The organism is Streptomyces sp. NPDC012794 (assembly GCF_042901085.1).
Classification (GTDB): domain Bacteria; phylum Actinomycetota; class Actinomycetes; order Streptomycetales; family Streptomycetaceae; genus Streptomyces.
In genome coordinates this window covers 291,705-312,984 of the sequence record NZ_JBIBCI010000003.1, presented here as the reverse complement: position 1 = coordinate 312,984, position 21,280 = coordinate 291,705, and the positions used below count along the sequence as shown (strand labels likewise).

Annotated in this window: 21 protein-coding genes; 11 read left to right on the top strand and 10 right to left on the bottom strand. The window is 72.4% G+C overall.

Annotated elements, in window-relative coordinates:
* Positions 1-263: 263 nt before the first annotated feature.
* Positions 264-482 (bottom strand): hypothetical protein, encoded by a 219-nt coding sequence (locus ACFY7H_RS07505; RefSeq protein WP_388934481.1) that lies wholly within the window; start codon positions 480-482, stop codon positions 264-266.
* Between the two features lie 271 nt (positions 483-753).
* Between ACFY7H_RS07505 and ACFY7H_RS07500 the strand changes: the two genes are divergently transcribed.
* Positions 754-1,509 (top strand): XRE family transcriptional regulator, encoded by a 756-nt coding sequence (locus tag ACFY7H_RS07500; RefSeq protein ID WP_388934478.1) that lies wholly within the window; start codon positions 754-756, stop codon positions 1,507-1,509.
* Positions 1,496-1,963, top strand: a complete 468-nt coding sequence (locus ACFY7H_RS07495) for an NUDIX hydrolase (protein ID WP_388934476.1) — start codon at positions 1,496-1,498, stop codon at positions 1,961-1,963. Before ACFY7H_RS07500 ends, ACFY7H_RS07495 begins: the two co-directional genes overlap by 14 nt.
* A 681-nt stretch (positions 1,964-2,644) precedes the next feature.
* Here the strand turns inward: ACFY7H_RS07495 and ACFY7H_RS07490 are convergent.
* From ACFY7H_RS07490 to ACFY7H_RS07480, 3 genes are all read right to left on the bottom strand, one after another.
* Positions 2,645-4,291 (bottom strand): phospho-sugar mutase, encoded by a 1,647-nt coding sequence (locus ACFY7H_RS07490; protein WP_388934473.1) that lies wholly within the window; start codon positions 4,289-4,291, stop codon positions 2,645-2,647.
* Positions 4,292-4,338: 47 nt separating this feature from the next.
* On the bottom strand, positions 4,339-5,145 hold the full coding sequence (locus tag ACFY7H_RS07485; RefSeq protein WP_388934471.1) for a purine-nucleoside phosphorylase: 807 nt from the start codon (positions 5,143-5,145) through the stop codon (positions 4,339-4,341).
* Positions 5,146-5,281: 136 nt separating this feature from the next.
* A complete protein-coding gene (locus tag ACFY7H_RS07480) occupies positions 5,282-5,719 on the bottom strand; it encodes a gamma-glutamylcyclotransferase (RefSeq protein ID WP_007266087.1) in 438 nt (145 codons plus the stop codon).
* Between the two features lie 162 nt (positions 5,720-5,881).
* Here ACFY7H_RS07480 and ACFY7H_RS07475 point away from each other — a divergent pair, with 162 nt between their 5' ends.
* Complete coding sequence (locus ACFY7H_RS07475) at positions 5,882-7,321, top strand: NAD(P)H-quinone dehydrogenase (protein WP_388934469.1); 1,440 nt, start codon at positions 5,882-5,884, stop codon at positions 7,319-7,321.
* A 199-nt stretch (positions 7,322-7,520) separates the two neighbouring features.
* Positions 7,521-8,486 carry a DeoR/GlpR family DNA-binding transcription regulator gene (locus ACFY7H_RS07470; protein ID WP_388934466.1) on the top strand — a complete coding sequence of 322 codons (966 nt, stop codon included), beginning with the start codon at positions 7,521-7,523 and terminating at the stop codon, positions 8,484-8,486.
* A 147-nt stretch (positions 8,487-8,633) separates the two neighbouring features.
* On the opposite strand, the gene ACFY7H_RS07465 is transcribed toward ACFY7H_RS07470, so the two are convergent.
* Complete coding sequence (locus tag ACFY7H_RS07465) at positions 8,634-10,397, bottom strand: acetyl/propionyl/methylcrotonyl-CoA carboxylase subunit alpha (protein ID WP_388934464.1); 1,764 nt, start codon at positions 10,395-10,397, stop codon at positions 8,634-8,636.
* Positions 10,398-10,786: 389 nt separating this feature from the next.
* Here ACFY7H_RS07465 and ACFY7H_RS07460 point away from each other — a divergent pair, with 389 nt between their 5' ends.
* The gene (locus tag ACFY7H_RS07460) at positions 10,787-11,230 is read left to right on the top strand and encodes a hypothetical protein (protein ID WP_388934461.1); all 444 of its coding nucleotides are present in this window, start codon (positions 10,787-10,789) and stop codon (positions 11,228-11,230) included.
* Here the strand turns inward: ACFY7H_RS07460 and ACFY7H_RS07455 are convergent.
* From ACFY7H_RS07455 to ACFY7H_RS07440, 4 genes are all read right to left on the bottom strand, one after another.
* Entirely contained in the window at positions 11,211-11,819 is a 609-nt protein-coding gene (locus ACFY7H_RS07455) for a Maf family protein (protein ID WP_388934458.1), read from the bottom strand. The two genes, ACFY7H_RS07460 and ACFY7H_RS07455, sit on opposite strands and share 20 nt — an antisense overlap.
* 34 nt (positions 11,820-11,853) lie before the next feature.
* The gene (gene mmpB, locus ACFY7H_RS07450; protein ID WP_388934455.1) at positions 11,854-11,988 is read right to left on the bottom strand and encodes a morphogenic membrane protein MmpB; all 135 of its coding nucleotides are present in this window, start codon (positions 11,986-11,988) and stop codon (positions 11,854-11,856) included.
* Positions 11,989-12,080: 92 nt separating this feature from the next.
* A complete protein-coding gene (locus tag ACFY7H_RS07445; RefSeq protein WP_388935000.1) occupies positions 12,081-12,293 on the bottom strand; it encodes an acyl-CoA carboxylase epsilon subunit in 213 nt (70 codons plus the stop codon).
* 21 nt (positions 12,294-12,314) lie between these two features.
* Positions 12,315-13,907, bottom strand: a complete 1,593-nt coding sequence (locus tag ACFY7H_RS07440; RefSeq protein WP_388934453.1) for an acyl-CoA carboxylase subunit beta — start codon at positions 13,905-13,907, stop codon at positions 12,315-12,317.
* A gap of 131 nt (positions 13,908-14,038) precedes the next feature.
* Between ACFY7H_RS07440 and ACFY7H_RS07435 the strand changes: the two genes are divergently transcribed.
* From ACFY7H_RS07435 to hutH, 5 genes are all read left to right on the top strand, one after another.
* The gene (locus ACFY7H_RS07435) at positions 14,039-14,905 is read left to right on the top strand and encodes a biotin--[acetyl-CoA-carboxylase] ligase (RefSeq protein ID WP_388934451.1); all 867 of its coding nucleotides are present in this window, start codon (positions 14,039-14,041) and stop codon (positions 14,903-14,905) included.
* 238 nt (positions 14,906-15,143) lie between these two features.
* The gene (locus tag ACFY7H_RS07430; RefSeq protein WP_388934448.1) at positions 15,144-16,301 is read left to right on the top strand and encodes an adenylate/guanylate cyclase domain-containing protein; all 1,158 of its coding nucleotides are present in this window, start codon (positions 15,144-15,146) and stop codon (positions 16,299-16,301) included.
* Between the two features lie 38 nt (positions 16,302-16,339).
* Positions 16,340-17,143: an enoyl-CoA hydratase/isomerase family protein gene (locus ACFY7H_RS07425; RefSeq protein WP_388934446.1), complete on the top strand. Its 804-nt coding sequence runs from the start codon at positions 16,340-16,342 to the stop codon at positions 17,141-17,143.
* Between the two features lie 109 nt (positions 17,144-17,252).
* Complete coding sequence (locus ACFY7H_RS07420) at positions 17,253-18,371, top strand: diguanylate cyclase domain-containing protein (RefSeq protein ID WP_388934443.1); 1,119 nt, start codon at positions 17,253-17,255, stop codon at positions 18,369-18,371.
* Between the two features lie 383 nt (positions 18,372-18,754).
* Positions 18,755-20,296, top strand: coding sequence for a histidine ammonia-lyase (hutH, locus tag ACFY7H_RS07415; RefSeq protein WP_388934997.1), 1,542 nt, complete (start codon positions 18,755-18,757; stop codon positions 20,294-20,296).
* Between the two features lie 58 nt (positions 20,297-20,354).
* Here hutH and ACFY7H_RS07410 read toward each other — a convergent pair whose 3' ends face one another.
* Positions 20,355-20,738 carry a hypothetical protein gene (locus ACFY7H_RS07410; protein ID WP_388934439.1) on the bottom strand — a complete coding sequence of 128 codons (384 nt, stop codon included), beginning with the start codon at positions 20,736-20,738 and terminating at the stop codon, positions 20,355-20,357.
* Between the two features lie 164 nt (positions 20,739-20,902).
* On the opposite strand from ACFY7H_RS07410, the gene ACFY7H_RS07405 reads away from it, so the two are divergent.
* On the top strand, positions 20,903-21,187 hold the full coding sequence (locus tag ACFY7H_RS07405; protein WP_388934436.1) for a hypothetical protein: 285 nt from the start codon (positions 20,903-20,905) through the stop codon (positions 21,185-21,187).
* Positions 21,188-21,280: the final 93 nt, after the last annotated feature.

Genomic DNA, 21,280 nt, shown 5'->3' with positions numbered 1-21,280 from the left:
GGGAAGGGGCGGCTCCCTCAGTGATGAGACGAGGGACCGGGCGTCGGTCCGCCGGGCATCCGGGCCCCATGTCCGCCATTCCCCGCCGGGGCCGGCTACCCGCACCACATGACGACGTGATCCCCCCTGCGGAGCACCCAGACGCAGCAGACCGCTACCCACTCCTCGTCCCCCGGCGTCCGGCGACCGGCTGGAGCTGGTACCCGCACCACATGTTGACCAGGGCAGCGCGGGAAGCGGTCAGGCGTGCCACATGCTTCTCCTCAAGGTCGGCGGGTGGCCGGCTCGACGTTGGCGACGGCGGTGGTGAACTCGCGGCCCGAGGCACCCCGGATGTAGGCCAGCTCCATCCAGCGCGCGATGCCGGTGTCGGAGACGTTCTCGTTGATCACCGCCATCAGCTCGCCCTCGACGCCGGAGGCGAGGTCGCGGACCCGGCGGCGAAGGAGGCGGTGGGGGACGTACTCGTACTGCTCACTCATCGGATGCCTCCTCAAAGGTGTCGAGGAAGCGCTCCCAGCCAACCCGAGCACGGTCGAGGAGCCCCTCGCTGGGCTCAACCATGGCCACCAGCCTCGGCCACGGGACATCCGGGGCATCGTGGGTATTGAGACTCTTCATGGGACCTCCGGTTCGGCGACGTCGAACCGATCGTGGTTCCCACGTGGGGGCGTTACCACTCCGTTTGCGGGACGTTTGGGACGCTTCGCCGCTACCGTCTGATCCGTCCCGGACGGCTGTGGAGAGAGACCTTTGAATCACGCACTGCGCCGCGCGATGGCGAATGCCAAGATGACGGAAAAGCAGCTCGCAGAAGCTTGCGGGGTGGACGCGAAGACGGTCGGACGGTGGATCACAGAGCCGAACCGCGTACCCCACGCCCGCCACCGGTGGACAGCCTGCGAGGCATTAGGCGAGGAGGAAACGGCCTTGTGGCCCAACGCCGTCCGGTCGGCTCTCCCCAGTGGCCCCGACAAGGAGATAGTCCAGGTCTTTCCCTACAGATCCGCTGCTCCTTCGAGCCTTTGGCGCTCGCTGGTGACGAAGGCACAGCACGACCTGCTGTTCGCCGGTTACACCAACTACTTCCTGTGGCTGGAGCAGGCCAACCTCGCTTACGCCCTACGCCGCAAGGCTTTGAGCGGCTGTCGCGTCCGATTCCTCATCGGAGATCCCGACAGTCCCATCACCGCAGCCCGCGAAGCAGAGGAAGACGTACCCCTGACACTTTCGACCCGGATCGCCGTGACCTTGAACGAGCTGGCCAAACTCAGCGATGTCAGCGGCATCGAGGGTCGATTCGAGACGGGCCACGTCAACCTCTCGGTGTTCAGGTTCGATGACGAGATGATCGTGACACCCATCCTGGCCCGCCACGTCGGCCACGATTCGCCGATGATGCACCTACGACGTCGTCAGGCGGACGGCATGTTCGACCGGTTCGCGGCACACACCGAGGAACTGTGGAACCGAGGCCGCGACATCAGGGAGAGCAATGCCCAGGCGTGACTACGAAGACGATCCCAGCGCCCCGCCGGCGAACAGTCTCGTGCCCGCCGCTTCAGCCGTCGTGGTGGACGACGACGGCCGGGTGCTGTTGCAGCGCCGGACCGACAATGGAATGTGGGCCCTGCCGGGCGGCCGGATGGATCTCGGCGAGTCCATCGGCGACTGCGCGATCCGGGAAACCTACGAGGAGACCGGGATCACCGTCGAGATCACCGGCATCGTCGGCACCTACACCAACCCCGGCCATGTCTTCGCCTACGACGACGGCGAAGTCCGCCAGGAGTTCTCCATCTGCCTCCTCGCCCGCCCGACCGGCGGCACGCTACGCACCTCGGACGAATCCTTCGAAGTCGCCTGGTTCGCCCCCCACGAGACCGACGACCTTCCCATGGTCCCCAGTATCCGTAAGCGCCTCAACGACTGGCGAGCCGGCAACGGCCCAGTCGTCCGATGACGGCCGCCAGCACGGAGACGAGCCTTGACCTTCGGGCGTCGCCTGCACGTCACTCCAACGGAGTGAACCATCGGCTGCCGTCCGCCGGCCGGTCTCACACGCCTGACCGCTTCCCGCGCTGCCCTGGTCAACATGTGGTGCGGGTACCAGCTCCAGCCGGTCGCCGGACGCCGGGGGACGAGGAGTGGGTAGCGGTCTGCTGCGTCTGGGTGCTCCGCAGGGGGGATCACGTCGTCATGTGGTGCGGGTAGCCGGCCCCGGCGGGGAATGGCGGACATGGGGCCCGGATGCCCGGCGGACCGACGCCCGGTCCCTCGTCTCATCACTGAGGGAGCCGTCCCTTCCCCTTGGACCGTGCCGTTCTTTCGGGGGGTTCCCGGCAGTCTTTCGGCTTTCCGGGGCGGGCTGGTCTGTCAAGGGTGGCCGAAGGCCATCGCGTAGCGACGCGAACGAAGTGAGCGCCCTTGACGGGCCGGCACGACACGGAAGGACGATGGGACTGACGGGAAACCCCCAAACCGGCTGTGAGACGGGTCGAGGGGGTACCTGTCCCCCACCCCTCGCGGGGGAGACAGCCGGCCCGCGCCGCAAGCCGCGTACGCCCCCGCCCCCGCCGCCCCTCACGCCGACGGCCCCCGCAGCCGGAGCTGCGGGGGCCGTCCAGGTGAGGGCGGGGGGCCGTCAGAGGCCCATGGCCGCCGCGAGGTCCTTCTTGACCGCGTCCAGGATTTCCTGGCCGCGGGTGCGGGCGCTCGCGAGGTCCGAGGCTTCGGCCACCGGGACCACGACCTCCAGGTAGCACTTCAGCTTGGGCTCCGTGCCGGACGGGCGGCAGATGACGCGGGCCTTGTAGTCGCCGTCCAGGTAGTAGCGCAGGCCGTCCGTGGGCGGGAGGGCGGCCGAGCCGACCGACAGGTCCTCCGCCGAGGCCACCCGCAGGCCCGCGAGGGCCGTCGGGGGCTCCGCGCGCAGCCGCGCCATGGCGTTGGCGATGACCGACAGGTCGGAGACGCGGACCGAGAGCTGGTCGGTGTGGTGCAGGCCGTGGGCCATGGCCAGGTCGTCCAGCAGGTCGGTCAGGGTGCGGCCCTGCTCCTTGAGCTCCGAGGCGAGCTCGGCGACCAGGAGGGCGGCGGTGATGCCGTCCTTGTCGCGGACGCCCTCGGGGTCCACGCAGTAGCCGAGCGCCTCCTCGTAGCCGTAGCGCAGGCCCTCGACCCGGGCGATCCACTTGAAGCCGGTGAGGGTCTCCTCGTAGCCGACGCCGGCCGCCTCCGCGATCCGGCCCAGGAGGCTGGAGGAGACGATCGACTCGGCGAAGACGCCCTGGGCGCCCTTGTGGACCAGGTGGGCCGCCAGCAGCGCGCCGACCTCGTCGCCGCGCAGCATGCGCCAGCCGCCGTTGTCCGGGACCGCGACCGCGCAGCGGTCGGCGTCCGGGTCGTTGGCGATCACGATGTCCGGCTGGACCTCGGCGGCCTTCGCGAAGGCCAGGTCCATCGCGCCCGGCTCCTCCGGGTTCGGGAACGCGACCGTCGGGAAGGCCGGGTCCGGCTCCGCCTGCTCGGCGACGAGCACCGGGGTGGGGAAGCCGTGCCGGGCGAAGGCCGCCATGACGACGTCCTTGCCGACGCCGTGCATGGCCGTGTAGACGGTCCGTACGCCCCGGGGCGACCCGGGGGTGAGGACGGCGTCCGTCCGGCTCAGGTAGGCCTCGAGGACCTCCTCGTCGAGCTGGAGCCAGCCGTCGGAGGGGCGCGGTACGTCGGCCAGCGCGCCGACGGCCGCGATCCGCGCCGCGATCTCGGTGTCCGCCGGGGAGACGATCTGCGAGCCGTCGCCGAGGTAGACCTTGTAGCCGTTGTCCCGGGGCGGGTTGTGGCTCGCGGTCACCTCGACGCCGGCGACGGCGCCCAGGTGCCTTATGGCGTACGCGAGGACGGGCGTCGGCAGGGGCCGGGGGAGGACGGCCGCGCGCAGTCCGGCGCCGGTCATCACGGCGGCGGTGTCGCGGGCGAAGTCGGCCGACTTGTAGCGGGCGTCGTAGCCGACGACGACCAGGCCGCCGTCGTGGCCCTGGTCCTTCAGGTAGGCCGCGAGGCCGGCCGCGGCGCGGATGACCACGGAACGGTTCATCCGCATCGGGCCGGCGCCGATCTCGCCGCGCAGCCCGGCGGTGCCGAACTGGAGCGTGCCGGAGAAGCGGTCCGCGAGCTCGGCCGTGTCGTTCGCGTCGATCAGGGCCGCGAGCTCCGCCGCCGTCTGCGGGTCCGGGTCCTCGGCCAGCCAGCCCCGGGCCCGGGTGAGGAGGTCGTCCTGTTCCTGCACTGCTTCCGCCTTTCCTCTCGTACGTCGTCGATCGTCGGGGGTGCCGATCAGATGCGGGCGAGGACCTGCGTCAGCAGCGTGCCCATGCGGGCGGCGGAGTCGCGGCCGGCCTGGAGGACCTCTTCGTGGTTCAGCGGCTCGCCGGACAGGCCGGCGGCCAGGTTGGTGACCAGGGAGATGCCGAGCACCTCGGCGCCGGCCTCACGGGCGGCGATGGCCTCCAGCACGGTCGACATGCCGACCAGGTCGGCGCCCATGACGCGGATCATGTTGATCTCGGCCGGGGTCTCGTAGTGCGGGCCGGGGAACTGGACGTAGACGCCCTCTTCGAGGGTCTCGTCGATCTCCTTGCACATCGCGCGCAGGCGCGGCGAGTACAGGTCGGTGAGGTCGACGAAGTTCGCGCCGACGATCGGCGAGGTGGCCGTCAGGTTGAGGTGGTCGCTGATCAGGACGGGCTGGCCGGGCGCCATGCCCTCGCGCAGACCACCGCAGCCGTTGGTGAGGACGATGGTCTTGCAGCCGGCGGCGACGGCGGTGCGCACGCCGTGGGCGACGGCGGCGACGCCGCGGCCCTCGTAGAAGTGGGTCCGGCCGAGGAAGACCAGGGCGCGCTTGTCGCCGATCTTGTACGAGCGGATCTTGCCGCCGTGGCCCTCGACGGCGGCGGGCGGGAAGCCGGGCAGCTCGGTGACGAGGAACTCGGACTCGGGGGCGCCGAGCGCCTCTGCGGCGGGGGCCCAGCCGGAGCCCATGACGAGGGCGACATCGTGGGACTCGACGCCGGTGAGCTCGCGGAGGCGGGCGGCGGCGGCGTCGGCGGCGGCGAAGGGGTCGGTAACAGATGCGTTCACGCGGACGAGCGTAGCCGCTTCTCGCCTACGCGCGTAGATGGCGCAGCTCACGGTGTTCGGATCGTTGCCTTGTCGTTTCCGCCGAATCGTCCCCCCCCGGCCCGTGTCCGGCAGGGGCCGGCGGGCGCCGGTCGGCCTAGCAGGGGCGCTTGCGGAGTTCCATGACGTAGTCGTGCGGCGCCCCCGCCGATTCGGCGGCGTCGGCGATCTCACCCAGGTAGCGCGCCGAGGGCAGACCGCCCTCGTACCCGTTCAGCACGTAGCACCACGCCGCCTCCTCGCCGTCCAGGGTGTGGACGCGGATCCGCATGCGGCGGTAGATGTCCAGCCCGACGCCCTCCCAGCGGTCCATGGAGTCCTCGTCCAGCGGGGCGATGTCGTAGAGCGCGACGAAGACCTGCTGGCGCGGGGCTTCCACGATGGTGGCGAGGGCACCCTCCCAGCCCATCTGTTCGCCGCCGAAGGTCAGCCGCCAATCGTTGATCCAGCCCGTGCCGCGCAGCGGTGAATGGGGAGCGCGGCGCGTCATCAGCCGCGGGTCGAGGTTGCCGGCGTACGCGGCGTAGAGCGACATGAGGTCGAGGGTACGGGAGGGTCGCCCCGACCGGCGTGTCCGGATGGTGCGAGCACCTTGATGCGTGCGGGACAATGGGGCACGGAATGGATCCCCCGGGGAGACCCCCCGGAACACCGGCCGGGGCGGCAGCCGGCCGGGTAGACGTGAGGCGGACTTTTCGTGACCCGGATCGTGATCATCGGCGGTGGACCCGGCGGGTATGAGGCAGCCCTGGTGGGGGCGCAGCTCGGCGCGGAGGTGACCGTCGTCGACTGCGACGGCCTGGGCGGGGCGTCGGTGCTGACCGACTGCGTGCCCTCGAAGACCCTCATCGCGACCGCAGAGGTCATGACGACCTTCGACTCGTCGTACGAGGAGCTGGGGATCGTCGTCGCGGACGACACCCCGCACATCGAGCAGGCCGCGCGTGTCGTCGGCGTGGACCTCGGCAAGGTGAACCGGCGCGTCAAGCGCCTCGCGCTGGCGCAGTCCCACGACATCACCGCCTCCGTCACCCGGGCCGGAGCCCGCGTCATGCGCGGCCGCGGCAAGCTGGGCGGCCCGCAGGGCATCGACGGCACCCGGGACGTGATCGTCACCGCCGCCGACGGCACGGAGACGATCCTCACCGCCGACGCCGTGCTGATCGCCACCGGCGGCACCCCCCGCGAGATCCCGGACGCGATGCCCGACGGGGAGCGGATCCTGAACTGGACCCAGGTCTACGACCTGGAGGAGCTCCCCGAGGAGCTCATCGTGGTCGGCTCCGGTGTGACCGGTGCCGAGTTCGCCGGCGCGTACCAGGCCCTGGGCTCCCGGGTGACCCTGGTGTCCTCCCGCGACCGCGTGCTGCCGGGTGAGGACCCGGACGCGGCGGCCGTCCTGGAGGACGTCTTCCGGCGCCGCGGCATGAACGTCATCGGCCGTTCGCGCGCCGAGTCCGCCAAGCGGGTGGGCGACCGGGTCGAGGTCACCCTCTCCGACGGCCGCGTGATCACGGGTACCCACTGTCTGATGGCGGTCGGCGCGATCCCGAACACCAAGGACATGAACCTGGAGGAGTCCGGGGTCCGGCTCAAGGAGTCGGGCCACATCTGGACCGACAAGGTGTCGCGCACGTCCTCGCCGGGCGTGTACGCCGCCGGTGACGTGACGGGGATCTTCGCGCTGGCGTCCGTCGCCGCCATGCAGGGGCGCATCGCGATGTACCACTTCCTCGGTGACGCGGTGGCCCCGCTGAACCTGAAGACGGTCTCCTCGAACGTCTTCACCGACCCGGAGATCGCCACCGTCGGCTACACGCAGGCCGATGTGGACGCCGGCAAGATCGACGCCCGCGTGGTGAAGCTGCCGCTGCTGCGCAACCCGCGCGCGAAGATGCAGGGCATCCGGGACGGCTTCGTGAAGCTGTTCTGCCGCCCGGGTACCGGGATCGTGGTGGGCGGCGTGGTCGTGTCGCCGCGCGCGAGCGAGCTGATCCACCCCATTTCGATCGCCGTCGACAACAACCTGACCGTCGAGCAGATCGCAAACGCGTTCACCGTGTACCCCTCGCTGTCCGGTTCGATCGCCGAAGTGGCCCGCCAGTTGCACACCCGCAAGACGGGCAGCGAGGCGTAGGGGCGCTGCGCCGCAGGCTCAACCGCCCCATTCCCCGCGGGGGTTGGGGCGGAAGCCGAGGTGGGGCGGGGATGCGCGGCCACGGCCGCGGAAAGTGGGCCGACCCCGTATACCACTAGTCGGGCCGATGTATGGACAACTTCGGTATTCCGGTGCAAGGAGCTGAAAGCAGACGGTCGTTGGGGTTACTGTCAGTTTCGTGTTCGCTGCTGAACGTCGCCAATTGATCCTCGAAATGGTGCGGGCCAACGGTGCGGTATCGCTCCGTGAGCTCGCCCGTGTCGTCCAGACCTCCGAAGTGACCGTACGGCGGGACGTGCGGGCACTGGAGGCAGAAGGACTCCTCGACCGCCGGCACGGCGGTGCGGTCTTGCCGGGCGGTTTCACGCGGGAGTCCGGCTTTCCGCAAAAGTCCCATCTCGCGACGGCGGAGAAGACCGCCATCGCCGATGTCGCCGCCGGCCTCGTCGAAGAAGGCGAGGCCGTCGTCGTCGGCGCGGGTACCACGACCCAGGAGCTGGCCCGCCGGCTCGCACGGGTGCCCGGTCTGACCGTCGTCACCAACTCGCTGCTCGTCGCCCAGGCGCTCGCGCACGCCAACCGGGTGGAGGTGGTGATGACCGGCGGTACCCTGCGCGGCTCGAACTACGCCCTCGTGGGCAGCGGCGCCGAGCAGTCCCTGCAGGGGCTGCGGGTGTCCCGGGCCTTCCTGTCCGGGAGCGGTCTGACCGCCGAGCGCGGCCTGTCCACGTCCAACATGCTCTCCGCGAGCGTGGACCGGGCGCTGGTGCAGGCCGCGGCGGAGGTCGTCGTACTGGCCGACCACACGAAGCTCGGCACGGACACCATGTTCCAGACCGTGCCGACGGACGTGATGACCCGGCTGGTGACGGACGAGCCCCCGCAGCACGACGAACGGGCCGCCACCGAACTCCAGGCGCTGGCCGACCAGGGCGTGCAGATCACCGTGGCCGGACCGGCCCCGGCGGCCGGCGGCCACGGCGGCGCCGGGGAGGGGATGCAGGGGCGCAGGCCCCGCCGTGACGCCCCCCTGCCGGTCCAGCGGCGCGGCGGCCCCACCGCCCAGCTGCGCAGTGCCCCCGCGTCGCTGCTGGAGCAGCAGGCCGGGGAACGGGCCCGGGTGGCGGACATGCGCCGCCGCTGAGCGCCGGGACCGCCGGGCCCGCTACGGGCGGTGTCCGCCGGGCCGCTCCCGCCAGGGCGGCCCGGCGGACACCGCCCGGGGCGCGTACGGCCGAAGGCCCCGCCCGGGGAACCGGGCGGGGCCTTCGTACGGCCGCGGGCGGGGACGTCAGTCCTTGATCTCGCAGATCGTGGCGCCGGAGGTCAGGGAGGCGCCGACCTCGGCGGTCAGGCCGACGACGGTGCCGGAGCGGTGCGCGTTCAGCGGCTGCTCCATCTTCATCGCCTCGAGTACGACGACCAGGTCGCCCTCGTTGACCTGCTGGCCCTCCTCGACGGCGACCTTGACGATCGTGCCCTGCATCGGGGAGGCCAGGGTGTCGCCGGACGCGGCCGGGCCGGACTTCTTGGCGGCGCGGCGCTTGGGCTTGGCACCGCCGGCGGCGGCCGTGCGGGCCAGGGTCATGCCCAGCGAGGACGGGAGGGAGACCTCCAGGCGCTTGCCGCCGACTTCGACGACGACCGTCTCACGGCCGGGCTCGTCCTCGGTCTCCTCGGCCGCCGGGGCGGAGAAGGGCTTGATCTCGTTGACGAACTCCGTCTCGATCCAGCGGGTGTGGACCTTGAACGGGGTGCCGTCGGTGGGGGCGAAGGCCGGGTCGGCGACGACCGCGCGGTGGAAGGGGATGGCGGTGGCCATGCCCTCCACGTTGAACTCCGCCAGGGCGCGGGCGGCGCGCTGGAGGGCCTGCTCGCGGGTGGCGCCGGTGACGATCAGCTTGGCGAGCAGCGAGTCCCAGGCGGGGCCGATGACCGAGCCGGTCTCCACGCCCGCGTCCAGGCGCACGCCGGGGCCGGTCGGCGGGGCGAAGAGGGTGACGGTGCCCGGGGCGGGCAGGAAGCCGCGGCCCGGGTCCTCGCCGTTGATGCGGAACTCGAAGGAGTGGCCGCGCAGCTCCGGGTCGCCGTAGCCGAGCTCCTCGCCGTCGGCGATGCGGAACATCTCGCGGACCAGGTCGATGCCGGCGACCTCCTCGGTCACCGGGTGCTCGACCTGGAGGCGGGTGTTGACCTCGAGGAAGGAGATGGTGCCGTCGGTGCCGACGAGGAACTCGACGGTGCCCGCGCCGACGTAGCCGGCCTCCTTGAGGATGGCCTTCGACGCGGCGTAGAGCTCGGCGTTCTGGGCGTCCGTCAGGAAGGGGGCCGGGGCCTCCTCGACGAGCTTCTGGTGGCGGCGCTGGAGGGAGCAGTCGCGGGTGGAGACGACGACCACGTTGCCGTGGGAGTCCGCGAGGCACTGGGTCTCGACGTGGCGGGGCCGGTCGAGGTAGCGCTCGACGAAGCACTCGCCGCGGCCGAAGGCGGCCACGGCCTCGCGCACGGCGGAGTCGTACAGCTCCGGCACCTCTTCGAGGGTGCGGGCGACCTTGAGGCCGCGGCCGCCACCGCCGAAGGCCGCCTTGATGGCGATGGGCAGGCCGTGCTCCCGGGCGAAGGCGACGACCTCGTCGGCCCCGGAGACCGGGTCGGGGGTGCCGGCGACGAGGGGGGCCCCGGCGCGCTGGGCGATGTGGCGGGCGGCCACCTTGTCACCGAGGTCCCGGATGGCCTGCGGCGGCGGGCCGATCCAGGTCAGGCCGGCGTCGAGGACGGCCTGGGCGAAGTCGGCGTTCTCGGAGAGGAAGCCGTATCCGGGGTGGATGGCGTCCGCTCCGGAGTCCGCGGCGGCCTGCAGGACCTTCGCGATGTCGAGGTAGCTGGCTGCCGGGGTGTCACCGCCCAACGCGAAAGCTTCGTCTGCCGCGCGGACGTGCAGGGCGTCCCGGTCCGGATCGGCGTAGACGGCTACGCTCGCGATTCCGGCATCCCGGCAGGCCCGAGCAACGCGGACAGCGATTTCGCCACGGTTGGCGATGAGCACCTTGCGCACGATGGCTCCCTCCTTGAAACAAGCTGAGTTTAGGGACTGCCGACACGGCCTTACGACCCTTCCCCGGTGGTGAGCTTGCCCACACGGAGCGTGATTCGAGTGCTCCTTGAGTGTGATTGCCCTTGTGTCGCCCCAGGTCAGGGAGATCCCCGACTGCACAGTAACCCTGTTGCGAGGGCGAGGTCTCTGTTCGGCGGGTCAGCGGACCCTGCTGATTCTTTGTGCAGTCCCTACGAACGGCCTACGCATTCTTTGAGTGAGAGCCGTCACGGTCGTCCGTGTGGCGGGTTTCCCGTAACGAAGCGGTCCCCGGCTCTTGTCCCGAGGTTTACTCGTTAGTAGCCTCCAGGCGTCGAACACGCTTGTGGCGTGGGACGGATGGGGGCGTCGTGCTGCGCAGACTCGTGGCGGGGCTGGCCGCGATCACGCTCGTCGCGGAGGCCGCCGTGCTGGCGCTGGTCCACGTCGTGCTGGGGCGGGCCACCGGGGCGCAGTCGATGTCCATCGCCGGCATGGATCCGGATGTCATGGTCACGGCAACCTATGGGATGGGCGCCGCCATGGCCGCCTTCCTGCTGCTGTGCGCGGTGCCGGCCGCCCTCGCCGCCCTGCGCGACCGCCCGCCGGGCCGTCCCGCCCGGATCCTGCTCGTCGTCGCGGCCGTCACCCACGGGGTGCTCGGCGCCCTCGCCGTGGGACTCGTCGGCTGGGGCGCCTTCGCGGCGACCTCACTGATCCTGTGCCTGCTCGTCCTGACGCTGATGCTCTACCCGGCGCCGGCCGAGGACCCCGGCGGGGATCCCGCGGGAACCCTCAGGCCCACAAGTCCGTGATGGACACGTCCAGCTCGCCCAGCAGGGAACGCAGCAGCGGCATGGACAGGCCGATCACGTTGCCGGGGCACCCGTCGATGCCGTCGATGAACGGCGCCGACAGCCCGTCCAGGGTGAACGCCCCCGCCACGTGCAGCGGCTCGCCGCTGGCCACGTACGCCGCCACCTCCGCGTCCGTCGGCTCGCCGAAGCGGACCGTCGTGGAGGCCGTCGCCGAGACCTGACGGCCGGTGGCCGTGTCGATGACGCAGTGGCCCGTGCGCAGCACCCCGGCCCGCCCGCGCATCGACTTCCAGCGGGCCGTGGCGTCGGCCGCGTCCACCGGCTTGCCGAGCGCCTCGCCGTCCAGCTCCAGCACCGAGTCGCAGCCGATCACGAGGGCGCCCGCGGCCTCCTCCAGACCCGCCACCACGCCCGCCTTGGCCTCGGCCAGGGCCAGCGCCAGGGCGGCCGGGTCGTCGTGGTCCAGCGTGTCCTCGTCGAAGCCGCTGACGATCACGTGGGGGGCGAGCCCGGCCTGCCGCAGCAGGTTCAGCCGGGCGGGCGAGGCGGAGGCGAGGACGAGCGTGCGTACGGTCATGGGGGCCATCGTAGGGCGGCCGGGCGGCGGCCCGGACGGTCGCCTAGAAGGGGGGCCCGCCGAGGACGTACACGGCGATCACCATCGCGAGCACGAGGACCACGAGCATCCGCCGGAGCATCGCCTGGGCGTCGCGCATGTCCTTCGGGGGCTCGTCCTTCGGGTCTGACCAGAGCATGCCCCGATCCTGGCCCGCGGAACGCCGGCGGCGCCTGAGTACGGGTACTCAGGCGCCACCGCCCGTTCGCGCCATCTTCCGGAACGCGGGGCTCAGCCCCGTCCGGGCCAGTACGTACGGCCCCACGCGCGCGGCCCCGGCAGCATCTGCTGCCGGCTGGCCACCCGGCTCGGTGAGGCCCACTCGTCCGGGACCCGGGGCGCGCCCGACGGGGCCGAAGCCAGCGCCGCCGCGCGCGCTCGGACCACCGCCAGAGCGGCGGCCAGCTCCTCGGGGGTCGGGTTGCCCTTGACGACCTTGATCACCACAGAGTCCTCCTGGAGGGCCTAGAGGGGGATGTTGCCGTGCTTCTTCGGGGGCAGCGACTCCCGCTTCGTACGCAGCTGGCGCAGCCCCTTGACCACGTGCGCGCGGGTCTCGGACGGCATGGTCACCGCGTCGATGTAACCGCGCTCGGCGGCCGTGTACGGGTTGAGCAGGGTGTCCTCGTACTCGGTGATGAGCCGTGCCCGGGTTTCCTCCACCTCCTCGGGGGCGGCCTCCGCGATGGTGCGCCGGTGCAGGATGTTCACCGCGCCCTGCGCGCCCATGACGGCGATCTGGGCCGTCGGCCAGGCCAGGTTCAGGTCCGCGCCGAGGTGCTTGGAGCCCATGACGTCGTAGGCGCCGCCGAAGGCCTTGCGCGTGATGACGGTGATGAGGGGGACGGTGGCCTCGGCGTACGCGTAGATCAGCTTCGCGCCGCGCCGGATGATTCCGTTGTACTCCTGGTCGGTGCCGGGCAGGAAGCCCGGGACGTCGACGAACGTCAGCACCGGGATGTTGAAGGCGTCGCACGTCCGGACGAACCGCGCGGCCTTCTCGGAGGCGTCGATGTCCAGGCAGCCGGCGAACTGCATCGGCTGGTTGGCGACCACGCCCACCGGGTGCCCCTCGACCCGGCCGAAACCGGTGAGGATGTTCGGGGCGAACAGGGACTGCGTCTCCAGGAACTCCGCGTCGTCCAGCACGTGCTCGATGACAGTGTGCATGTCGTACGGCTGGTTCGCACTGTCCGGGATCAGGACGTCGAGCTCCAGGTCGGCGTCGGTGACCTCCGTGTCCGCCTCCTCCGGGAAGGCGGGCGGCTCGGACAGGTTGTTCGACGGCAGGTACGACAGGAGCGACTTGACGTACTCGATCGCGTCCTTCTCGTCCCCGGCCATGTGGTGGGCGACGCCCGAGGTGGCGTTGTGGGTGCGCGCCCCGCCCAGCTCCTCGAAGCCGACGTCCTCGCCGGTGACCGTCTTGATGACGTCCGGGCCGGTGATGAACATGTGCGAGGTCTGGTCGACCATGACCGTGAAGTCGGTGATGGCCGGCGAGTACACGGCGCCGCCCGCGCAGGGCCCCACGACCAGGCTGATCTGCGGGATCACGCCGGAGGCGTGCACGTTGCGGCGGAAGATCTCGCCGTACATGCCGAGCGCGCTGACGCCCTCCTGGATGCGGGCACCGCCGGAGTCGTTGATGCCGACGACCGGGCAGCCGGTCTTCAGGGCGAAGTCCATCACCTTGATGATCTTCTGCCCGTACACCTCGCCGAGGGCGCCGCCGAAGACGGTGAAGTCCTGCGAGAACACGGCCACCGGGCGGCCGTCCACCGTGCCGTAGCCGGTCACGACGCCGTCGCCGTACGGGCGGGTCTTCTCCAGTCCGAAGTTGGTCGACCGGTGCCGGGCGAACTCGTCCAGCTCTACGAAGGACCCCTCGTCCAGCAGCAACGCCACGCGCTCACGTGCCGTCAGCTTGCCCTTGGCGTGCTGCTTCTCGACGGCGCGCTCGGAACCGGCGTGCGTGGCTTCCTCGACGCGGCGCCGCAGGTCCGCGAGCTTGCCCGCGGTCGTGTGCATGTCGATCGGCTCTGAGGGTTGGGACATCGGGGTCGCGGCTCCCTGTGTGGTGTCAACTGCCTGGTCAATTGATTGACTGCTGCTGGCTACTGGTGCGTAGCGTATCGGCGGGCATGGCGCTCGGCAGTGCGGCGTTTGACACACCTACATTTGCTTGCATGACTCCACAAGATGCTTCAGCCGGAGCGGGCCCGGGACGCTGGTCGAGCCTGGAGCGCCCGCCACTGAACGCCACCGCCCTCACGCGGGCGCTCGTCGGCCCCGACGGCCTGTGGACCTCCCTGGAGGTCGTCGCCGCCACCGGGTCCACCAACACCGATCTCGCGGCGCGGTCCGGCGCGCTGTCCGAGGGCGCGGTGCTGGTCGCCGAGGAGCAGACCGCCGGACGGGGCCGGCTCGACCGCAGCTGGGTGGCTCCGCCGCGGTCGGGGCTGTTCTTCTCCGTGCTGCTCAAGCCGGGGGCGGACGTACCCCAGGAGCGGTGGGGCTGGCTGCCGCTGCTGGCCGGGGTGGCCACGGCGGCCGGGCTGGAGCGGGGCGCCGGCGTGGACACCGCGCTCAAGTGGCCGAACGACCTGCTGGTGAGCGTGGAGGGGGAGGAACGCAAGGCCGGCGGCATCCTCGCCGAGCGGGTCGAGGGCGGGGTCGTCCTCGGGATCGGCCTCAACGTCACCCTCACGGAGGACGAGCTCCCCGTACCGGGCGCCGGGTCGCTGACCTTGGCCAAGGCGGCGGTGACCGACCGGGAGCCGCTCCTGAAGGCCGTGCTGCGGTCGCTGGAGGAGTGGTACGGGCGCTGGCGCGACGCCGCCGGCGACCCGGCGGACAGCGGGCTCCAAGAGGCGTACGCGGCCGGCTGCGCGACGCTGGGCCGTCATGTCCGGGCGGACCTGCCGGGCGGGCGCGAGCTCACCGGAACGGCCGAAGCGGTGGACGCGGACGGGCGGCTGGTGATCCGCACGGCCGACGACGCCCGGGAGGCGGTGGGGGCGGGGGACGTGGTCCACCTGAGGTCGGTGCGCTAGGTCCGAGGGGCAGGCGGGTCCGGGTGCCGCCGCGGGCCCGGCTCCGGCCCCCGGACCTCCCGCGGGCCGCCGCCGGGGCCCGTCGCGGACGCCGGCGGGGCCGGGGTGGCTCGATCGGAGCCGGGGCCGGAACTGGGGGAGTGAGCTACGGCACACCTGCCGTATGGTTTAGGCGATCCCGGTCCTCCCGGTGATCACCCGGTTCGGCAGCGCGCACGGAATGGACAGGAGGCGGCCCTTGACCGTCGACGACTCTGCGTCCAGCCCGTCCGGGTCCGGTCCGGCGGGCGGTCCGGGCACCCCGATCGGGCGGGACCGGCACGCCCCGTTTCACGAGGTCGACCACGCGGCCCAGCCGACGGCCGACCCGCTCGCCATCCGCCTGGAGCAGCTGATCCTGGGCGCCGAGCGGCGGTACACGCCGTTCCAGGCGGCCCGCAGCGCCGGGGTGTCGATGGAGCTGGCCTCCCGCTTCTGGCGGGCCATGGGCTTCGCGGACATCGGGCAGGCGAAGGCCCTGACGGAGGCGGACGTGCTGGCGCTGCGGCGGCTGGCCGGTCTGGTGGAGGCGGGGCTGCTGAGCGAGCCGATGGCGGTGCAGGTGGCGCGGTCCACCGGGCAGACCACCGCCCGGCTGGCCGAATGGCAGATCGATTCCTTCCTGGAGGGGCTGACGGAGCCGCCGGAGCCGGGCATGACCCGGACGGAGGTCACCTACCCGCTGGTCGAGCTGCTGCTGCCGGAGCTGGAGGAGTTCCTCGTCTACGTGTGGCGGCGCCAGCTGGCGGCCGCGACCGGCCGCGTGGTGCAGGTCGCGGACGACGAGGAGATGGTCGACCGGCGCCTCGCGGTGGGCTTCGCGGACCTGGTCGGCTTCACCCGGCTCACGCGCCGGCTGGAGGAGGAGGAGCTCGGCGAGCTCGTCGAGGCCTTCGAGACGACGGCGGCGGACCTGGTGGCCGCGCACGGCGGCCGGCTGATCAAGACGCTGGGCGACGAGGTGCTGTACTGCGCCGACGACGCGGCGACGGCGGCGGAGATCGCGCTGCGGCTGATCGAGACGATGGAGGCGGACCCGCAGATGCCCGAGCTGCGGGTGGGCATCGCCTTCGGGACGGTGACGACCCGCATGGGCGACGTCTTCGGGACCACGGTGAACCTGGCCAGCCGGCTGACCTCCATAGCCCCCAAGGACGCCGTACTGGTGGACGGGGCGATGGCCGAGGAGCTGAGCCGGACGGGGGCCGCGCCGAAGTCCGAGAAGGACGCCGAGACCGAGGAGGGCGGCGGCGCCTACCGCTTCGCGCTCCAGCCGATGTGGCAGCGGCCGGTGCGCGGACTGGGCGTCGTGGAGCCCTGGTCGCTGACGCGGCGGACACCTAGGATCCCCGGGTAACGTTCGTTAACCATTTGCGGGGAGAGTGCGCCGTGGGCGTGAGCGAGAGCCGTTTCGGGGAGTTCGTGGCGGTACGGCGGCACGGTGACGGCGGGGTGGTCGCGGAGCTGGTGCTGGACCGCCCCAAGGCGATGAACGCCGTCTCGACGGAGATGGCCCGCTCGGTCTCCGCCGCGTGCGACGCGCTCGCCGCGGACCCCGGCGTACGGGTCGTCGTACTGAGCTCCACCCACGAGCGGGCCTTCTGCGTGGGCGCGGACCTCAAGGAGCGCAACTCGCTGTCCGACGCCGAGCTGGTGCGGCAGCGGCCCACCACCCGGGGGGCGTACGGGGGCGTGCTGGAGCTGCCGATGCCGACGGTCGCGGCGGTGCACGGCTTCGCCCTGGGCGGCGGCTTCGAACTGGCGCTGGCCTGCGACGTGATCGTGGCCGACGAGACGGCCGTGGTCGGACTGCCCGAGGTGTCGGTGGGCGTGATCCCGGGCGGCGGCGGTACGCAGCTGCTGCCGCGGCGGGTCGGCGCGGCGCGGGCGGCGGAGCTCATCTTCACGGCCCGCCGGGTGGAAGCCGCCGAGGCGCTGTCGCTGGGCCTGGTCGACGAGGTGGCCCCGGCGGGAGAGGACCGTACGCGGGCCCTGGAGCTGGCGCTGACGATGGCCGCGAACTCCCCCGTGGGACTGCGCGCTGCTAAGCGGGCGCTGCGGCTCGGGCACGGGATGGACCTGGCGGCCGGGTTGGAGATCGAGGACGCGGCCTGGCGGACGGTGGCCTTCTCCGGGGACCGGGCGGAGGGCGTGGCGGCGTTCAACGAGAAGCGCAAGCCGAACTGGCCGGGGCAGTAGGGCGGGGGCCGGCGGGCCGGTGGGCCGCCCGGCCGGCGGATGCGGTCCAGGATCACCCGGAGGGGCGTCCATCATCACTTAATCGGATAAAAGTCCCTAGTGTGGGGTGATGGGAGTTGACGGGCGGCTGCGGGCCGTCGTAGGCCTCGCTCAGGCCATGGCGGCGGCCTGCGCACCACGGGACAGCGTCCGGGCCGCCGCCCGGAGCGCCCGGCTGGCGATGGACGGCTCGTTCGCCGCGATCTCCGCCTGGGAACGCGAACGGGGCCGGCTGCGGGTCCTCGTCAACGAGGGCGAGCTGCGGCCGGGGGAGGAGGAGTTCCCCGAGGACGAGTCCTACCCGGTGCACGACTTCCCCGAGATCGCCGAGTTCCTGCACGCGCGCTGGGCGGGCGGCGGCGGCCCGCACCCCTGGGTGGAGAGCGCCGTCGGCGACCGGCCCGGGCGGCGCGGCGAGGCCCTGCGCCGGCGGGGGCGCGGTACGTGTGTGGTCGCCCCGATCGTCCTCAGCGGCAGGGCCTGGGGCGAGCTGTACGTGGCCCGGGACGAGGGCCTGCCGGACTTCGACGAGGACGACGCCGACTTCGCGGCGGTACTGGCGGCGGTGGTGGCGGCCGGGCTCGCGCAGAACGAGCGCCTGGAGGAGGCCCGGCGGCTGGCCTTCACCGATCCGCTGACCGGCCTGGCCAACCGGCGGGCCGTGGACATGCGGCTCGACGAGGCCCTGGAGGAGCACCGGCGCAGCGGGGCGGTGGTGAGCCTGGTGGTGTGCGACCTGAACGGCCTCAAGCGGGTCAACGACACCCTCGGGCACGCGACGGGCGACCAGCTGCTGGAGCGGTTCGGGTCGGTGCTGAGCCTGTGCGGGGCGATGCTGGCGGGGGCGCTGGTCGCGCGGCTGGGCGGGGACGAGTTCTGCCTGGTCAGCGTGGGGCCGTCGGCGGACGAGGTGGTCCGGGTCACCGGGGAGGTGTGCCGGCGGGCCGCCGAGCTGGAGCTGGGGGAGGGCGTGGCGTGCGGGGTCGCCTCCACGGGGGACCCGATCGGGCCGGTGAAGTCCTCGCGGCGGCTGTTCCGGCTGGCGGACGCCGCGCAGTACAAGGCGAAGGCGGCGAGGTCGGCGGGGCCGGTGGTCGCGGGGCGCGATACGGCGGTGGTCCGGATGGCCGATGCGGCTGCCGCGCGGGAGCTGCCGGGGGAGCGGAGGCGGTTCCGCGGGCGGCGGTGAGCCGGGCGGGTGGCCGGTACGGGTGCCGGTCGCCGGGCCGGCGGCGGGTCGGCGTGCTCGCCCCCGGGCCGGCGGCGCGGGTGTGCCGGGCTGCGGGTGCCGCTGCGCGGGCCGGTCCCCTAGCCGCCCTTCGCCCGTTCCCCGGGGCTCCGCCCCCGGACCCCTGCCGGGAGCTCCGCCCCCGGACCCCCGCGTCTCAAACGCCGGCGGGCTGGGGTGGGTGCGCCTCGAACGTCGGCGGGGCGGGATCCCCGGGCCTCAAGCGGTGGTGCGCCCGGTGGGTGCGCGTCAAGCGTCGGCGGGGCTGGGCGGGTGCGGCTCGGGCGCTGGGAATCAGAGGGGTGACATGAAGGGATTCAGTCCGTAGGGTGCTGAATATGGATATGCACACTGTCGTGGTGGGGACGTCCGGGACCACCGCCGAGGACGTCATCGCCGTCGCCCGCGGCAACGCGCGCGTCGAGCTGTCCGCCGAGGCGCTGGAAGCGCTCGGCCGCGCTCGTGAGATCGTCGACGCGCTCGCCGCCAAGCCCGAGCCCGTCTACGGGGTCTCCACCGGCTTCGGGGCGCTCGCCTCCCGGCACATCAGCCCCGAGCTGCGCGCGCAGCTCCAGCGCAACATCGTCCGTTCGCACGCCGCCGGCATGGGCCCGCGCGTCGAGCGGGAGGTCGTCCGCGCCCTGATGTTCCTGCGCCTGAAGACCGTGGCCTCCGGGCACACCGGCGTGCGGCCCTCGGTCGCCCAGACCATGGCCGACCTGCTCAACGCCGGGATCACCCCCGTCGTCCACGAGTACGGCTCCCTCGGCTGCTCCGGCGACCTCGCGCCGCTCTCCCACTGCGCCCTCGCGCTCATGGGCGAGGGTGACGCCGAAGGCCCCGACGGCACCGTCCGCCCCGCCGGAGAGCTGCTCGCCGAGCACGGCATCGAGCCCGTCGAGCTCCGCGAGAAGGAGGGCCTCGCCCTCCTCAACGGCACCGACGGCATGCTCGGCATGCTGGTGATGGCCCTCGCCGACCTGCGGACGCTCTACACCTCCGCCGACATCACCGCCGCGCTCACCCTGGAGGCGCTGCTCGGCACCGAGAAGGTGCTCGCCCCCGAGCTGCACGCCATCCGCCCCCACCCCGGCCAGGGTGCCTCCGCCGCCAACATGGCCGCCGTGCTGAAGGGCTCCGGACTGACCGGGCACTTCCAGGAGGAGTCCGCCCCGCGCGTGCAGGACGCCTACTCCGTGCGCTGCGCCCCGCAGGTCGCCGGCGCCGGCCGCGACACGATGGCGCACGCCGCCCTCGTCGCCTCCCGCGAGCTGGCCGCCGCCGTCGACAACCCGGTGGTCCTGCCCGACGGCCGCGTGGAGTCCAACGGCAACTTCCACGGAGCGCCCGTGGCCTACGTACTGGACTTCCTTGCCATCGCCGCCGCGGACCTCGGCTCCATCGCCGAGCGGCGCACCGACCGCCTGCTCGACAAGAACCGCTCGCACGGCCTGCCGCCGTTCCTCGCGGACGACGCCGGCGTCGACTCCGGCCTGATGATCGCCCAGTACACGCAGGCCGCCCTGGTCAGCGAGATGAAGCGGCTCGCCGTGCCGGCCTCCGCCGACTCCATCCCCTCCTCCGCCATGCAGGAGGACCACGTCTCCATGGGCTGGTCGGCGGCGCGCAAGCTGCGTACCGCGGTCGACAACCTGACCCGGATCATCGCCATCGAGCTGTACGCGGCCACCCGCGCCATCGAGCTGCGCCACGGGCTCACCCCGGCGCCGGCCAGCCAGGCCGCCATCGCGGCGGTGCGGGCGGCGGGCGTGGAGGGCCCCGGCCCGGACCGCTTCCTCGCGCCCGACCTGGCCGCCGCCGACGCCTTCGTCCGCGCGGGCGGCCTCGTTGCGGCCGTGGAGCCGGTGACGGGTCCGCTGGCCTGACGGACCGGCGCCCGAGCGCAAGGGCCGCACCCCGCCGGGGTGCGGCCCTTCGCCGTGCCTACAGGCTGCGGGAGCGGCGTACGGAGTAGGTGACGAAGCCCGCCCCCAGTCCCAGGCAGAGGGTGCCGCCCAGCACGTACGGGGTGGTGTCCACGCTGCCGGTGTCGGCCAGCGAGAGGACGGTGACACCGGCGGGCCGCCGGTCGGCGACGCCGGAGACACCGGTGACGCCGGGGACGCCGGCGATGGTTCCCGTACCCGTACCCGCACCGGGGTCGTTCCTGGTGCCCGAGACGGTTCCGGTGTTGGCGGCGGCGGGTGCGCCGCCCGAGGTGCCCTCCGGCAGGCCGGGGGCGGTGGCGTTCGCCGACGGGACGAACCAGAGGGCGGCGAGGAGGGTGGTCGCTCCGAGAGCGGTGAGCAGAGGCCGACGTGCGGACACGGTGCGATCCCCCTTGCGGAAGCAGCGAATTGGCCGTGTGCGCAGATGCTAGTGAAAGGGGCGGGTCGCGGGAAAGTCGAGGCTGTCGCGGGCTTACTCTCCGTCGTATGAACCCTTCTGATGAATCACGATACGTACGGCTTCGAGTGGATTTGGTGCTGGAGGTGTCGGACTCCGACGCCCTCACCGGCGCGGCCCTCGCCCACATCAAGGCCGACGAGTTCATGCCGGACGAGGAGCGGGCGCACGCGGAATCGGCCGTCATGGAGGACGAAGCGGAGGCGCTGGCCTACCTCGTCGACCCCACCGACCTGGTCGCCGAGCTCACCGGCGTCGAGCTGGCCCAGGCCTCCTGGAGCAGCGAACCGGTCGAATACGACCCCGACTCCCTGGAGTGGGACCTCGACGAGGAAGATGGAGACTTCGAGGAAGGGGCCGACAACGCCTGACCGTGGGGTTGCGCACATTCGAACGGAATGTGGAACCGAACCGCGTCGTTAACGCGTTGTCAGGACGAGCGGGGGGCGACGCCCCCTGCCCGG

Coding starts and splice junctions, on each gene's coding strand:
- ACFY7H_RS07495 (WP_388934476.1), top strand. CDS start 1,496: ATGCCCAGGCGTGACTACGAAGACGATCCCAGCGCCCCGCCGGCGAAC.
- ACFY7H_RS07420 (WP_388934443.1), top strand. CDS start 17,253: ATGGGAGTTGACGGGCGGCTGCGGGCCGTCGTAGGCCTCGCTCAGGCC.
- hutH (WP_388934997.1), top strand. CDS start 18,755: ATGCACACTGTCGTGGTGGGGACGTCCGGGACCACCGCCGAGGACGTC.
- ACFY7H_RS07435 (WP_388934451.1), top strand. CDS start 14,039: ATGACTCCACAAGATGCTTCAGCCGGAGCGGGCCCGGGACGCTGGTCG.
- mmpB (WP_388934455.1), bottom strand. CDS start 11,988: ATGCTCTGGTCAGACCCGAAGGACGAGCCCCCGAAGGACATGCGCGAC.
- ACFY7H_RS07480 (WP_007266087.1), bottom strand. CDS start 5,719: ATGTCGCTCTACGCCGCGTACGCCGGCAACCTCGACCCGCGGCTGATG.
- ACFY7H_RS07440 (WP_388934453.1), bottom strand. CDS start 13,907: ATGTCCCAACCCTCAGAGCCGATCGACATGCACACGACCGCGGGCAAG.
- ACFY7H_RS07455 (WP_388934458.1), bottom strand. CDS start 11,819: ATGGCCCCCATGACCGTACGCACGCTCGTCCTCGCCTCCGCCTCGCCC.
- ACFY7H_RS07505 (WP_388934481.1), bottom strand. CDS start 482: ATGAGTGAGCAGTACGAGTACGTCCCCCACCGCCTCCTTCGCCGCCGG.